Annotated in this window: 15 protein-coding genes; 4 read left to right on the top strand and 11 right to left on the bottom strand. The window is 45.2% G+C overall.

Features of this window, described 5'->3' with window-relative positions:
* Positions 1-73 precede the first annotated feature (73 nt).
* Positions 74-715, bottom strand: coding sequence for a uridine kinase (gene udk / locus AC6R00_RS20255; protein WP_004748444.1), 642 nt, complete (start codon positions 713-715; stop codon positions 74-76).
* A 248-nt stretch (positions 716-963) separates the two neighbouring features.
* Positions 964-2037, bottom strand: coding sequence for an iron-sulfur cluster carrier protein ApbC (gene apbC / locus AC6R00_RS20250; protein WP_500641706.1), 1074 nt, complete (start codon positions 2035-2037; stop codon positions 964-966).
* Between the two features lie 156 nt (positions 2038-2193).
* On the opposite strand from apbC, the gene metG reads away from it, so the two are divergent.
* The 3 genes from metG to AC6R00_RS20235 all read left to right on the top strand — a co-directional run bounded on the left by metG (position 2194) and on the right by AC6R00_RS20235 (position 6175).
* Complete coding sequence (metG, locus tag AC6R00_RS20245) at positions 2194-4254, top strand: methionine--tRNA ligase (protein WP_500641705.1); 2061 nt, start codon at positions 2194-2196, stop codon at positions 4252-4254.
* Between the two features lie 200 nt (positions 4255-4454).
* Entirely contained in the window at positions 4455-5267 is an 813-nt protein-coding gene (locus AC6R00_RS20240) for a hypothetical protein (RefSeq protein ID WP_500641704.1), read from the top strand.
* A gap of 149 nt (positions 5268-5416) precedes the next feature.
* Positions 5417-6175 carry a substrate-binding periplasmic protein gene (locus AC6R00_RS20235; RefSeq protein WP_500641703.1) on the top strand — a complete coding sequence of 253 codons (759 nt, stop codon included), beginning with the start codon at positions 5417-5419 and terminating at the stop codon, positions 6173-6175.
* A 68-nt stretch (positions 6176-6243) separates the two neighbouring features.
* Here AC6R00_RS20235 and udp read toward each other — a convergent pair whose 3' ends face one another.
* The 5 genes from udp to nrtS form a co-directional block, all read right to left on the bottom strand.
* Complete coding sequence (udp, locus tag AC6R00_RS20230) at positions 6244-7002, bottom strand: uridine phosphorylase (protein ID WP_500641702.1); 759 nt, start codon at positions 7000-7002, stop codon at positions 6244-6246.
* A gap of 260 nt (positions 7003-7262) precedes the next feature.
* Positions 7263-9563 carry a zinc/cadmium/mercury/lead-transporting ATPase gene (locus AC6R00_RS20225; RefSeq protein ID WP_500641701.1) on the bottom strand — a complete coding sequence of 767 codons (2301 nt, stop codon included), beginning with the start codon at positions 9561-9563 and terminating at the stop codon, positions 7263-7265.
* A 57-nt stretch (positions 9564-9620) separates the two neighbouring features.
* The gene (locus AC6R00_RS20220; protein ID WP_500641700.1) at positions 9621-11087 is read right to left on the bottom strand and encodes an MATE family efflux transporter; all 1467 of its coding nucleotides are present in this window, start codon (positions 11085-11087) and stop codon (positions 9621-9623) included.
* 86 nt (positions 11088-11173) lie between these two features.
* A complete protein-coding gene (locus tag AC6R00_RS20215) occupies positions 11174-11590 on the bottom strand; it encodes a CBS domain-containing protein (protein ID WP_500641699.1) in 417 nt (138 codons plus the stop codon).
* Positions 11591-11716: 126 nt separating this feature from the next.
* Positions 11717-11920 (bottom strand): nitrate/nitrite transporter NrtS, encoded by a 204-nt coding sequence (gene nrtS / locus AC6R00_RS20210; protein ID WP_500641698.1) that lies wholly within the window; start codon positions 11918-11920, stop codon positions 11717-11719.
* Between the two features lie 84 nt (positions 11921-12004).
* Between nrtS and AC6R00_RS20205 the strand changes: the two genes are divergently transcribed.
* Positions 12005-12982: a sensor domain-containing diguanylate cyclase gene (locus AC6R00_RS20205; RefSeq protein WP_500641697.1), complete on the top strand. Its 978-nt coding sequence runs from the start codon at positions 12005-12007 to the stop codon at positions 12980-12982.
* Positions 12983-13006: 24 nt separating this feature from the next.
* On the opposite strand, the gene moaE is transcribed toward AC6R00_RS20205, so the two are convergent.
* Genes moaE through moaB form a run of 4 tightly spaced genes read right to left on the bottom strand, consistent with a single transcriptional unit; the run spans position 13007 to position 14720 of the window.
* Positions 13007-13468: a molybdopterin synthase catalytic subunit MoaE gene (gene moaE / locus AC6R00_RS20200; RefSeq protein WP_500641696.1), complete on the bottom strand. Its 462-nt coding sequence runs from the start codon at positions 13466-13468 to the stop codon at positions 13007-13009.
* 2 nt (positions 13469-13470) lie between these two features.
* Positions 13471-13716 carry a molybdopterin synthase sulfur carrier subunit gene (gene moaD / locus AC6R00_RS20195; RefSeq protein ID WP_500641695.1) on the bottom strand — a complete coding sequence of 82 codons (246 nt, stop codon included), beginning with the start codon at positions 13714-13716 and terminating at the stop codon, positions 13471-13473.
* On the bottom strand, positions 13713-14192 hold the full coding sequence (gene moaC / locus AC6R00_RS20190; protein WP_069666900.1) for a cyclic pyranopterin monophosphate synthase MoaC: 480 nt from the start codon (positions 14190-14192) through the stop codon (positions 13713-13715). The genes moaD and moaC overlap by 4 nt, the downstream gene beginning before the upstream one ends.
* 15 nt (positions 14193-14207) lie before the next feature.
* Complete coding sequence (gene moaB, locus AC6R00_RS20185) at positions 14208-14720, bottom strand: molybdenum cofactor biosynthesis protein B (protein WP_004748419.1); 513 nt, start codon at positions 14718-14720, stop codon at positions 14208-14210.
* Between the last annotated feature and the right edge of the window lie 64 nt (positions 14721-14784).

The following is a 14784-nucleotide window of genomic DNA, read 5'->3' as shown; positions in this document are numbered from 1 at the left end:
ACCATAAAAAGAAAGTGGCACTAAAAGTGCCACTTATCTCATAAAAAATAAAGTCTTAAGCGTCTTTTCAACGTTAAGCTTTCAAAAGTTTTGCAATATGAGCTTTTAACACATCGATCGCGATGCGGTTTTTACCACCACGTGGAACAATAATGTCTGCGTATTGCTTTGAAGGCTCGATAAACTGCATGAACATAGGACGAACCGTTTCTTGGTACTGCTTCAGCACAGAGTCCATAGTACGGCCGCGCTCTTCAACATCACGCTTAACACGACGAAGCAGGCAGATATCCAGTGGCGTGTCCATAAATACCGTCGCATGCATCAAGTCACGCAAACGAGGGTCAGTAAGCAGCAAAATACCTTCAAGAATAATGACTTTCTTTGGTGTCATTGTCGTCGTGTTGTCAGTACGGGTGTGTTCTGTGTAGCTGTACTCAGGTACTTCTACCGCTTGTCCCTTAACTAACTGCTCTAGATGCTCGCACAATAAATCATGATCTAGTGCGCTTGGGTGGTCGTAGTTGGTTTTTACACGCTCGTCCATACTAAGATGGCCTTGGTCGTTGTAGTAGCAATCTTCCGTAATCACACCAATTTGATGATCGCCCACTTTTTCACGTAGTTCATTGTAAATAGTGCTCGCGATTAAACTTTTTCCAGAAGCAGACGCGCCAGCAATACCTACGATGACGCATTGATTATTATCAGACATTATTCTTGCACCCGATGATTTAGATTGGTGTCATATGCTAATACTAGCAGTGCCCTTCGAAGTGAGACCTGCGTATTAGTATAAATTTAGATAAACCGCCTGATTATAGGGAGTTCAGCCATCGGTTGCCAGTCGCGATTGCCTTGATTTACTTAAATGGAATAAAAGATTTCAGCGCAATCGATTACACTGAATAAGAATAAAAAAGAGCGCTCGTCAGGCGCTCTCATTGCAGTGCATAAAGGTGTTTATTCGACCATGGTAAACATAATCGAGTCGGGTTTAGTTTTCCCTCGCCAATACAATCTGGAACTAACCGCTTCTGCCAAGGCAAGATACTGCTGAGCATGTTCAGATTCTGGTCTCGCAGCAACCGTTGGGATGCCTTTATCGATATCTTCACGCATCTGAATATGAAGTGGAACTTGAGCCAGAAGGTCAAGACCATACTCACTGGCCATTTTCTCTGCGCCACCCGCACCAAAGATATGCTCTTTTTCACCACAATGACTGCAGATGTGATAACTCATGTTTTCTACAAGACCAACGACAGGCACATCAACCTTGTTAAACATTGCCGCACCTTTACGTGCATCAGCTAAAGCTAAGTCTTGAGGAGTCGTCACGATGACCGCTCCGGTTACCGGAACTTGCTGAGCCAGCGTCAGTTGAATATCACCAGTGCCCGGAGGCATATCAATCACTAGGTAATCTAACTCAGGCCACTCAGTTTCATTCAATAGTTGAGCAAGCGCCTTAGCTGCCATCGGTCCGCGCCAAATCGCCGCTTCATCTTTCGATACAAGGTAGCCGATAGAGTGAGTAAAAATCCCATGGGCCGCTATAGGCTGCATCCATTTGTTATCGCGAACTTCAGGTTGTGCATTGGTTTGGCCAAGCATCAGTGGCACTGAAGGACCATAAATATCAGCGTCCAATAGCCCGACTTTGGCTCCGGACTTTGACAAGGCCAGCGCTAAGTTGACCGATGTTGTCGACTTGCCGACCCCACCTTTTGCTGACGTCACCGCAATAACGTTCTTAACCCCTTTAACTGCTGCAGTAACATGGGTTTCGAGAGGTTTCGGGGCAACAACAATGTTGTACGAGAATGAAGCAACCTCACCTTTGTTTTGGGAAGCCTCAATCCAATCAGACAAATCCTGAGTTAACGTATTGGCTGCAAAAGGAATTTCAATAGTAAACTGATTGGCATCAACTGAAACAAAGTTCGCCGTAGACGCCCATTCAGGGGCTAGGCTTGGGTGCTCAAATTGATTTAACCAATTACAGAAATCTTGCTTTGAAGTGAACTGACGCATAGGTCCTCCTTGTGCATCTAATCCTAACACTCCACCAGCCGATACTGAACCCTGAAAAAACTGGGGTTTCCCATATTGGAAGCCTTGGAGTCATTGGTGGGATAAGGTAGTATTACTCTCTATTTTTTTATACATCATTAGAAGCGAATATTAAGTATGGCGACTGATCCAAGAAAACTACTGGTCACTTGTGCCCTTCCGTACGCTAACGGTTCGATTCACCTAGGTCACATGCTTGAACACATTCAAGCTGATATCTGGGTTCGCTACCAACGCCTACGTGGCAACACTGTAAACTTCATCTGTGCTGACGATGCTCACGGCACGCCAATCATGCTAAAAGCACAACAGATGGGAATTACGCCAGAAGAGATGATCGCTGCAGTAAGTGAAGAACACCAAAAAGACTTCGCTGGCTTCGATATTAGCTTCGATAACTACCACAGCACACACTCTGAAGAGAACCGCGAACTGGCTTCGCACATCTACCTTGAGCTTAAGAAAAACGGCTTCATTTCTAGCCGTACGATTTCTCAGCTGTTTGACCCTGAAAAAGAGATGTTCCTACCGGATCGTTTCGTAAAAGGTACCTGTCCTAAGTGTAAATCAGAAGACCAGTACGGAGACAACTGTGACAACTGTGGTGAAACGTACAGCCCAACTGAACTGATTGAACCTAAATCAGCGGTATCTGGCGCAACTCCGGTAATGAAAGACTCTGAGCACTTCTTCTTCGACCTGCCTCAGTTTGAAAGCATGCTACAAGAGTGGACTCGCTCTGGCTCGCTTCAGTCTGAAACTGCAAACAAGATGCAAGAGTGGTTTGAGTCAGGTCTTCAACAGTGGGATATCTCACGCGATGCACCTTACTTCGGCTTCGAAATCCCAGGTGAAAAAGACAAGTTCTTCTACGTATGGCTAGACGCACCAGTTGGCTACATGGCTTCATTCAAGAACCTATGTAACAAGACTGAAGGCCTAGACTTCGATGAGTACTGGAAAAAAGACAGCACAACTGAGCTTTACCACTTCATCGGTAAAGACATTGTCTACTTCCACTCACTGTTCTGGCCTGCAATGCTAGAAGGTTCTGGTTTCCGTAAGCCAAACAACGTATTCGTACACGGTTACGTAACGGTAAATGGTGCGAAGATGTCTAAGTCGAAAGGCACATTCATCAAAGCAGCGACATACCTAGATCACCTAGATCCAGAATGTCTACGTTACTACTACGCAGCGAAACTAAACAGCCGTATTGATGACCTAGACCTTAACCTTGAAGACTTCACTCAGCGCGTTAACGCTGATGTAGTAAACAAGATCGTTAACCTAGCCTCTCGTAACGCTGGCTTCATCACTAAGCGCTTTGAAGGCAAGCTATCTGCTGACTTCGCAGAAACTGAGCTATACAACGAGTTCACTGCGGCTGCAGATCGTATCGCAGAGCTTTACGAAACTCGTGAGTTTGGTCGTGCAATCCGTGAGATCACTGCACTAGCTGACAAAGCAAACCAATACGTTGATGAAAAAGCACCGTGGGTTGTAGCGAAAGAAGAAGGTAAAGACCAAGAGCTACAAGACATCTGTTCTGTTGGTATCAACCTATTCCGCGTTCTAATGACTTACCTTAAACCGGTAATGCCAGAGCTTGCTGCACGTACAGAAGCATTCCTAAACGAGGAACTAACTTGGGAAGGTATCGCTGCACCGCTAACTGGTCACGAAATCACTAAGTTCAAAGCATTGTTCAACCGCATCGATCCTAAGAAGGTTGAAGCTATGGTTGAAGCTTCTAAAGAAGATGCAGCAGCAGAAGTTGCAGCAAAAGAGAAAGCAGAAGCTGAAAAGAACAAAGCGAGCCAAACAGAGCTAGACAAAGAACCAATCGCAGACGAGATTGAGTTTGACGCGTTCGCAGCAGTGGATATGCGTATCGCACGTATCATCTCTTGTGAAGAAGTGCCAAAAGCAAACAAACTGCTTAAGTTCCAACTAGATATCGGTGGTGAAACTCGTCAGGTATTCTCAGGCATCAAGTCAGCATACAAACCTGAAGAGCTAGAAGGCAAGCTAACCGTAATGGTAGCGAACCTAAAACCTCGTAAGATGAAGTTTGGTATGTCTGAAGGCATGATCCTAGCAGCAGGCCCGGGTGGCAGCGACCTATGGATTCTTGAACCGCACGAAGGTGCACAGCCAGGCATGCGTGTAATGTAAAAAGCATTACGATTATCGAAAGCCCCGCTGATTCAGCGGGGCTTTTTTGTGCCCTTCTTCACACTTTCAGTGCTATCTTGCACCAATTGAGTTCATCCCAGTGAACCAAAAAGCTATAAACAATTGAATTATATAGATATTATTTTTGGCACCAAACCTGCTCTACCACTTTATAGGTAAACTATAACAAGGAGTTGGTTATGTTTGTGCTCTTTTCAATCATCATTTCTTTTGTCGTGCTAGCGACTTTATTCTACTTTTCGAAAAAGCGACATTCAGGTTTAGAAAGAAAATTTGAGATTTTAATCCTGCTACGGCAGTTACTGTTACTGAGTCGTCAACATAGAGCAACCACCCATCAGGCGTTGACCAGCCACCACTTTGATATTCACCAAAGTCAGCTCGAAGAAAACTACGATGCCATGATGGAGCGCTCAAACGAACTCATCGCCAGCGCTCAGTTTGAAAACAAGCCTATGTACCGAATTCTTCAATTGAAGCTGAAAAAGCTCCACAAAGAATGGGATCAGAGAACTGTGGCCCGTAATCAGGTGATTCATGGTAAGACCATCAGACACTGTATGTTCTTAATGGATGAAATTGCTATCGCATGGTTAATCGAGTCGGGGCGAGAAGATATCAGTGATGAGTACCATATGAACTGGCAGCAGGTACTCGATAGTATGGAGGTCCTAACCCAACTAAGAATTTCGATTCAAGACCTCCACTATCCTGAAGGTATGCTGAGAGTGAAGTACTATTGCGATAAAACTAGGCGCAAGCTCAATCAACTATCGCTGATTAGCCCGCTTTCAATTGCTTCCCCAATAAGCTCTAAAGCAATGCATGCGCTTTCGGAAATCAATGCTAGTGATGAAATTTTAATGACAAACGAAGAGCTTTATCAGCTTACGACAGATATTTCGCTGATCATTTCTCAAGTCTACGATCAGATGTTGTCAGATATGACGGAAAGTTTGTATCAACCATTACCGAAACTAGCCTTCAGCTAACCCCTAAGGCTAAGGTGAGACGCTCCACAACACCTTGGCCTTATCTCCAAGCTCATTATAGATTCACCAATACCGCTTCTCTGCTACGCGCTTCTTTCACTAGCCATCTAAACTTGTTAGTAGGCGAATTCTGTATTTTAGGAATTGAGATGAAAAGGATAGCCGTAACGCTGTGTAGTTTGCTCTTAGTCTTTTCTGTTGAAGCAAACAACAAGATAGTTCGATTTGCGGTAGGAGACTGGGCTCCTTACACAAGCTCCTCTGAAAACCCAAGAGAGAAAATCTCCGAGCGCATAGTTATTAGAGCGTACGAAATCCAAGGTTATGAAGTGATTCTAAGTTACTACCCTTGGTCTCGTTCTTTGAGGTTAGCAAAACAAGGCACGTACGACGGAACTTTCCCTTGGATGTTCAATGATGAAAGAGAACAGTCTTTCCTATATTCAGACGCCATGTTTAGCCAAAAAGTCGTATTTTTCTCTCATAAAGAGGCAAATTTCTACTGGCAAACCCTGAGTGACTTAACGAACTTTCATATTGGTGCAACACAGGACTACCAAGCAACCCATATTTTAATAACAGCAGGTGTCGAGCCCACAATTGAAAATACCGAGGAAAGCAATTTCGATAAGCTCGCTAAGCATCGTATTGATGCCTATCCAACAGGCCTGATCCGCGGAAAATACCTAATAGAGAAGTTATTATCAAAAGAAGAAGCAAGGGCGATAAGCATTGGTGACAAGCCCTTAGTTGAAGACAATATGTACATAATTTTCTCTCGTCAAGACATACAACGCAGTAGAAAGTTAAGCGAAGTCTTTTCTAGAGGGTTAAAAGCGCTAATTGAAAGTGGGGAGTATGAATCGATTATTTTTGATAGTAATCGCATAAATGGAGCAGAAGATTAGACATCTATTCGATAAAAATAAAGCTCCGTAAAGTACGGAGCTTTAAAAGGAAAACTAGCGAGCTTTCTTTACATCATTTTACGTGCAGCTTCTACCACAACTTTGATAGAGCGCGCTTCTGTCTCTTTTAGTGTAGAGTGATCTGGAATCTCTTTCTGTGTACGGTTGATGATAACACCCGCTACACAGCCTGCTTTAAGGCCTGAGCTCGCACACATTGTCAGTAGCGTTGCAGACTCCATTTCGAAGTTAAGAACACCCATGTCTTGCCACTCTTTCATTGAGCCTTGGAAGCGCTTAACAACGCGACCAGAGAACGTATCGTAACGCTCCTGACCTGGGTAGAAGGTGTCACTTGATGCTGTAACACCCATGTGAACCGCAGCGCCAGACTCTTCTACAGCTGCTTTCATTGCTGTTGCAACTTCAAAATCAGCGACCGCTGGGAACTCCATAGGAGCAAAATGTAGGCTTGCGCCATCTAAACGAACCGAACCTGTTGATACGATCATATCACCCACGTTTACGTGTGGTTGAATCGCACCTGTTGTACCAACACGTAGGAAAGTACGCACACCAAGCTGCGCTAACTCTTCAACGGCAATTGACGTAGAAGGGCCGCCGATACCTGTTGAACAAACAACAACTGGTTTGCCGTCTAATTCAGCACGGTAAAGCGTGTATTCGCGGTGACTTGCTAGGAATACTGGGTTTTCCATTTCTTCTGCAATCTTTTGTACACGCGCAGGGTCACCTGGAATGATCGCTAGTGTTGCGCCAGCAAGATCAGATTCAGTAACACCAAGGTGGAATACAGCTTGAGACATAGGGGGCTCCTTATTGTGGCGTAGTTGGGTTGCACATAAAACAACCGATACGCTCTATAAAATTCATCGGGTACAAGACATACTCTAGCGAACTCCTTGAAGCATTAGAGTGATCATCTTCACAACAACAACCGCAACAAATACAACCTTTGCACATAAAAACGGTTTACATCACACTTTTACGCAATATCAAATCATTGGTTGCATAAAAAACAGCCCCTACATCAACAATGCAGGGGCTTTTTACCGGGTAGATTTATCTAGTCTTGTTTTGACTTAAATTTCAGCAGCCTTAATGCATTAAGAGTCACGATAGCAGTCGCGCCACTATCAGCCAGCACCGCAACCCAAAGTCCAGTGATCCCTAACAAACTCGTTACCAAGAACACGCCTTTCAAGCCAAGCGCGAGAGCAATATTCTGGCGAATGTTGTTCAAGGTAGCCCGCGAAAGCTCAATCATTCCTGCTAATTCAATCAGGCGGTTGTGGGTAATCGCTGCATCAGCGGTTTCTAACGCGACGTCAGTACCTCCTCCCATCGCAATACCAATACTTGAGGCTTTCATTGCAGGGGCATCATTGATGCCATCACCGACCATCGCAACATTACCGTTTGCAGAAAGTTGCTCGACATAGCTGACTTTATCTTGAGGAAGCAGACTTGCCTTATAATCGATGCCAATCATAGAACTGATGGCTAACGCGCTACGCGGATTATCTCCAGTGAGCATAATCGAGTGAATACCCAAATCATTCAGCGCTTTCACTGCTTTGGCAGAATCATCACGCAGCGTATCTTGCCACGCGACCAAACCAATAGCTTTGCGCTTCGCCTCGATAGCAACTACAACCGTCTTTCCTTGACCTTCGAGTTGCTCAATCGTCTCAACCAAAGTGCTAGGTAACGTGATATCCACTTTACTTGGTGCACTCACCTGATACTCAACACCTGATACCACACCGCGCACACCACTCCCGACCAGAGCTTGCTTGTCTTCTGCCTCAACTATCTCTAACTCGAGTTGTTTGGCTTTGTTTACTAGCGATACCGCCAGTGGATGGCTTGAACCCACTTCAATTGCTGCAACTTTTTCTAATAGCGACTGCTCGGTCCAACCCTCTAATACAACAATATCCGTTACTTCGGGTTTGCCTTTGGTCAGCGTTCCTGTTTTATCAAATGCAATGGTTTCAACGCGACCTAACTGTTCTAACGCTGCACCGCCTTTAATCAAAGCTCCTCGACGAGCGGAGGCGGCTAAGCCAGAAGTGATTGCGGCTGGCGTAGAGATCACTAATGCACAAGGACAAGCAATCAGAAGCAGTGCCAACCCACGATAAACCCAAGTTTCCCAAGGCTGAGCAAACAACAATGGTGGCGTAATGATCACTAATAGTGACACCAGCATCATCAACGGCGTATACCAGCGGCTAAACTTATCCAGAAAACGCTCTAATGGTGCTTTACGAGATTCTGCTTCTTCGATCAAATGGAGAATACGATCGATGGCATTCTCGCCCTGCTTGGAAGTAATGGTGAATCTCACCACTTTATCAACCGCCACCGCGCCTGCCATGACTGAGTCACCTTGATAGCGTTCTACAGGTATCGACTCACCAGTGAGTGCACTTTCATCAAAGCTCGCTACGTCACCGATAAGCTTACCGTCAGCAGGCAATCGTGCACCCGGTGAGACTTCAATTACATCACCAGGGTGTAATTCACTTGCCGAGACTTCAATGCGCTGACCATCAACGATTTTAATCGCATTTTCAGGAACCAACTCCATTAATGCTTGGACACCACTACGGGCACGTGAAGCAGCAAAGGCTTCTAGCCGTTCACCAATGAGGAACAATAGCAACACCATCGCCGCCTCTACGGTTTCTCCCAAATAGAGCGCCCCAAGTGCGGCAACACTCATCAAGGTTTCTATCGCAAAAGGGGTCCCTGAACGTGCAAGGCTGATGGCTTTTTTACCTATCGGGTATAGTCCCGCCAAGCAGGTAATAACAAACATCCATTCACTAATTTGTGGAAGTGCTGGTTTAATTGCCGCAGCGATCGCCATAGCAGAAGCAATAGCGATAATCTGCGCATTCTGCTCAAGCACAGACTTCCAACCTGTAGATACTTGTTTTGAAGACTTTGAATTCGGACTGGTAAAGGTAAATCCAGTATCAAGGATGGTTTGTTCGACTAACTGGGCAACACCGACGTTATCCGAAGTAATAATGAGTTTTTCGGTCGCAAAAAGGACTTTAGCCTCAACGATGCCATCGACTCGATTAACGGCTGTTTCTACTTTTCGAGCACAGGCTGGACAATCCATCCCCTCAATTTTCCAACTCTGGGTGTAACGCGCAGAGGAACTGGGCTCACCCTCTTCGTCAGCTGGGTCTGCACCACTGCTGCAGCTGTTTGAACTACAACAACTCGACTCGGCACTGGCAACCTCTGCCATTTTAATGGTTGAAATCTTAGGGCTAGCGCAAGAGCCCGATTGAGAGGGGTTAGCCGCAACTTTGTCTGAGCGGCATGCTTGATGTTTAGTGCACATATGTTTATCTCCATTCACTGTACACTATGAGTGTAAACCTTGGAGCCTACTCCAAGGTCAAACTTTTTCTGCTGTTTGTTGCGAAATTTCTGTTGTTGCAGCAACGTCATCAATTAAAACCGCATCATGACTACAGAAGGGCTGACTGTTTACACTGGTAATCGAAGGATCTGAAGCTTCATGTTCAAGGCAGGTTGAGCGCATCAAGTCCGAAATATGTTTACGCAGCACAACGATCGCTATCAAACCAAACACTACAGTGCCAATTGCCTGGCCGTAAAGCACCCCAAGAGCACCAAACCAGAACGCCCCCAAATGGACAAAGGGCAGAGTTCCCAGCGTCGCTTTGCCTAAGTTCAGAGCCGTTGAGTACAGCGGCTTGCCTAGATTGTTGAACGAGGTATTAGCAACGAACTGTGCGCCGTTGAAAATAAAGCTCACCGCAACATAGGTACAAAACACGGCAACAATAACTTGCGCATCTCCGTTTAGACTGAACATACGAATAATCAAATCTTGAGCGAAGTAGAGAATGATACAAACAACGATGGTGTAAAGAGTGGTGACAATTAAAGAGTTATTGAGTGTCTCTTTAACTCGATCCATACGCTCAGCGCCGTAGTTTTGACCGATAATCGGCCCAACCGCCCCTGAAAGCGCAAAAATTACCGCAAAACAGACTGGTGTCAGTCGACCTATCACGGCAAACCCAGCAACATAGTTCTCACCGAATTGAGCAATAGCTGAGGTAACAATCGCATTACCAATTGGCGTTGCAATATTGGTGATAATTGCGGGTATCGCAATGGCAATAATAATTTTCAGGTTGCTTAACCACACTTTGTAGTTAAATCTCGCTGCGAGTTTGTGTACACGGATAAGTGGGTAGATTGAGAAAAACAGCACAGTACAGCGAGCAAATACAGACGCAAGTGCCGCACCTTCTACATTCCAACCAAAACCGAAGATGAATATCGGGTCTAGAATCGCATTAACAATACCACCTGCCAGTGTTGCCCACATCGACCGTTTCGCATCGCCCGCGGCACGTAACCCCGCCCCCGCAGCCATAGCCACTGCGATAACAGGACCACTAGGTAATATGATTCTTAAGTAGGCTTCCGCTCTCTCCGCAGCGATCCCATGCGCACCTATGGCTTGAAGCAACTCTGGAATATAGGCAAACATCACCGCTGCGACTATCACACTGATCGTCACCGCAGTGAACATAATACTTGTGCTCAGTTCACGCGCATGTTGCCGCTGCTTGGCACCAATTGCTTTAGACACCAGCGCCCCCATCGCAATGGAAGTACCGATCGAGATGGAGGTTGAAAAGAAAACTAACGTTCCTGCAAAGCCTACCGCAGCGGCGAGTTCAACCTGACCCAACATACTGATAAACAACATGTCGATAAGGTCGACCACAAATAGTGCCATTAGACCAACCGACCCTGCCCCCGACATAACCAAAATATGTCGCATGGTTGATCCTTCAACAAATTTGGCACTTTGGTCAGACATTCAGCTCTCCTGTTAGGCTTTGCGCTTAGCAACAAAAAAGAAGAGGTGCAAATGAGCACCTCTTACCTATTTAGTGAATCAATATGTTACACCGGATGTTTAAAGCAATCTTCGATATTTTTACCAATAGCACGTAAAACATCTCTACGTGTGATGATTCCTACTAGTTTACCGGAGTCAATCACAGGATAAACTTTTGGTCGGCCTACTTTCATCATCTCTGCAAGTTCAATAATCGAGGTCTCTGAGGTAACCGACAGCACTTCTGGGTGCATACAGTCTGAGACGATATGGGTATCTTGGCAGTAATAGCTGACCTTGAGGAGCTTATCGAGTAAGTCCTGACCAGAGAGGAAACCAATCACTTCCTTTTTGTCGTTGAGAACCGGACCGCCCAAGTATTTTGAGTTCATAACCTTTTCTAGAGCGGCACTGAGCGACATCTCCGGCGTGAAGGTTACCGCTTGCAATGTCATATAGTCTTTTACTTTCAATGATTCCATCTGTGTCTCCTTAACGTGCAAGCTTCGCTGCATATATTGTAATTGTTGTCTAATTTCTTGATTTTACTAAATGGAAAACAACAATTTTTACAATAGGTGCTGACTATCACGTTTCACAAACCGCCACTATTCACATTGCGCCTTAGCATCACGATTAGCCAACCAGCTACTAAACAATGAAACACCAAAAGGCACACAGTAGGTCAGACAAGCCTTCAGCCAGTTAAAGCTCGATGTTCCAAAAATCGCGTCATATTGATTAATGATATTGAGCAAGGTTCCCACCACCAAGGCAATAATGATGGCTCTTTTAAACACAATCGAATTCATCTTTCATCCTTTAGTGACATGCGTTCCAAGATTAACTGTCTAAACTATAAGTAGTTGCATCACAAAATACATGGGGGATAAGACGTGCACTCTACATTTTCTGCTCAGATCGCCAATAACCCCGATATGATGCACGTTGTGTTTGAATCACTCCCAGAACCGACATTTCTTATCGACAAATCAGGTACCTACGTTGAAGCTTGGGGAGGGAGAGACAAAAAACGTCATCATGACCCTGCCGCGGTGGTTGGCCTCAATCAATATCAAGTGCTACCCGCTGACAAAGCTATTTGGTTTAGCCAAGTCATCGTTGACGTCATTGACAGCCAAACTGCATCCGAGCTTGAGTACAGTTTAGACCCAAAAGATCTGCGCTGCTTTGATGGCGTTGAAGGACCTCAACAGCTTCAACATTTTAGTGCGCTTGTGATCCCATTACCCAATACGTCGCTTGTACTGTGGACGGTGAGAAACATCACTGAATATAAAAGGGCTTTAGATAAGCTGGCTCTCCAGCAGCTAGAGCTCGAAAAGCTGACTTACATCGACCACCTCACCCAAATGTATAACCGCTACGCATTGGACGTGCTTCTGCCAGAAGCGATTGAACTGGCAAAGCTGAAATTGATTGGTTCAGCAGTACTGATGATCGATATCGACTGTTTTAAGCAGTACAACGACAGTTATGGTCACTTGAAAGGTGATAAAGCACTCGAAACATTGAGCAACGCAATTCGCGCTTGGGCAAAAAATGATGACCTTTGCTTCCGTTACGGTGGGGATGAGTTTTTGGTATTTATGCCTAATGTTACCGAATCAGGAAGCATCGAACGGGCAGAGTTACTGCAAGAGGTGGTAAAGCAGCTGGCAATCCCTCACCCTTCATCATCCGTCGGTAACAACTTTTCGATTACAATTGGCATTCAACACTGCCATATAGTGCCGCAAAATATGGACGCAGAAAGATTTATTTCGATAGCAGACAAAGCACTCTTCTACGCTAAAGGGCGTCAGCGTGGCTCAATTCATCAATTAACCGACAATAAAAAAAGCTCCTGTTGATAGGAGCTTTACATTTGAACTTGTTTAAGGTTCCTGTTGCCAGCGCTCTGCGGCTTTCGCATCTGAATCTCTCGAATCCACCCAACGGGTTGATTCTGTCGTTCGCTCTTTTTTCCAGAATGGTGCTTTGGTCTTAAGGTAATCCATCACGAATTCACACGCTTCAAACGCCGCACCTCGGTGAGCACTTGAAACACCAACGAAAACTATCTGATCGCCAATATCTAAATCACCGACACGGTGAATGACTCGAATATTGAGAAGCGGCCAACGCTGCTGAGCTTCGTCACAAATTTCACCAAGAGCCTTCTCTGTCATACCTGGGTAATGTTCAAGAGATAGACCAGTGACGTTATCACCTAGGTTCATATCACGTACTTTACCAGTAAAAGTGACAACAGCCCCTGCTGACGTGCCTTGCGCAAGAGCCTCATACTCACTGCCAACAGAAAAATCTTCAAATTGAACTGAAACGCGATTGTCCATGACTACCCCCCAGTTACCGGCGGGAAAAACGCCACTTCGTCACCTGACTGAATTGGGTGCTCAAGAGGAACAATCGATTGGTTCACCGCTGCCAGTAATTTGCCTGGCTCTAAAGCAAGATCCCACTTACCTTCTTGCTCTACCAAGTGACTACGCAATTCTTCTACCGTAGAGAAGTTACCTTCAAGCTGGAGTTCATCCATCCCTACTAATTCACGAGTTTGAGCGAAAAATAGAACCTTAATCATGACTCCACCTTAAAGTGTCCAGATTTACCACCCGTTTTTTCTAGTAAACGGACTTGTCCAATCACCATATCTTTCTGTACCGCTTTACACATATCATAAATGGTTAACGCAGCAACAGAAGCGGCAGTCAGGGCTTCCATTTCAACCCCTGTCTTACCCGCTAACTTACACACAGACTCAATACGAACCATATTTTCAGCTTCGATCGCTTCTAGCTGCACTTCAACTTTTGACAGCAGTAATGGGTGACACAGTGGAATTAAATCCCAAGTTTTCTTCGCTGCTTGAATACCGGCAATGCGCGCGGTCGCAAACACGTCACCTTTATGGTGAGAGCCAGACACGATCAATTGCAAAGTCTCAGGTGCCATATGCACAAAAGCTTCAGCGCGAGCTTCGCGCACCGTCTCTGCTTTGGCCGATACATCAACCATGTTTGCTTCACCAGAAGCGTTGATATGAGTGAATTCGCTCATTAACTGCTCCTAAGATTAAACCGCTAGGTGAGGCATAAAGTTACATGGGCGGTGGCTTGCATCGAGTTGCTGCTTGATGATCTTTGTCCAACCTGTACGACACGCGCCCGTAGAGCCTGGCATCGCAAAAATAACGGTATGGTTAGCAAAACCAGCGATTGCGCGAGATTGAATGGTAGAAGTACCAATCTCTTCATAAGAAACCATGCGGAAAAGCTCACCAAAACCTTCTACTTCTTTGTCAAACAGAGGTTTTAGCGCTTCAGGCGTACTGTCGCGAGAAGTAAAACCTGTACCGCCAGTGATCATTACAGCTTGTACATTTTCGTCCGCAATCCACTGAGAGACGATAGCGCGAATCTTGTACATATCATCAATAACAATCTTTTTATCGACAATGTTATGACCCGCTTCTTTTGCATTCTCAACTAGGTAGCCACCTGAAGTATCGTTTTCTTCAGTGCGCGTGTCAGAAACGGTTAGAACAGCGATATTTGCTGGTTGAAATTTGCTTTCTGCGTGACCCATTTGTTCACCTATTATTTTGTCAAAGTCAGTTTATGCCTACTCATATGCAGGCACAAAGTTTGAT

This window comes from Vibrio sp. R10-SF1-ISO8 (assembly GCF_059833805.1).
This window is presented reverse-complemented; position numbering and strand designations above follow the sequence as displayed.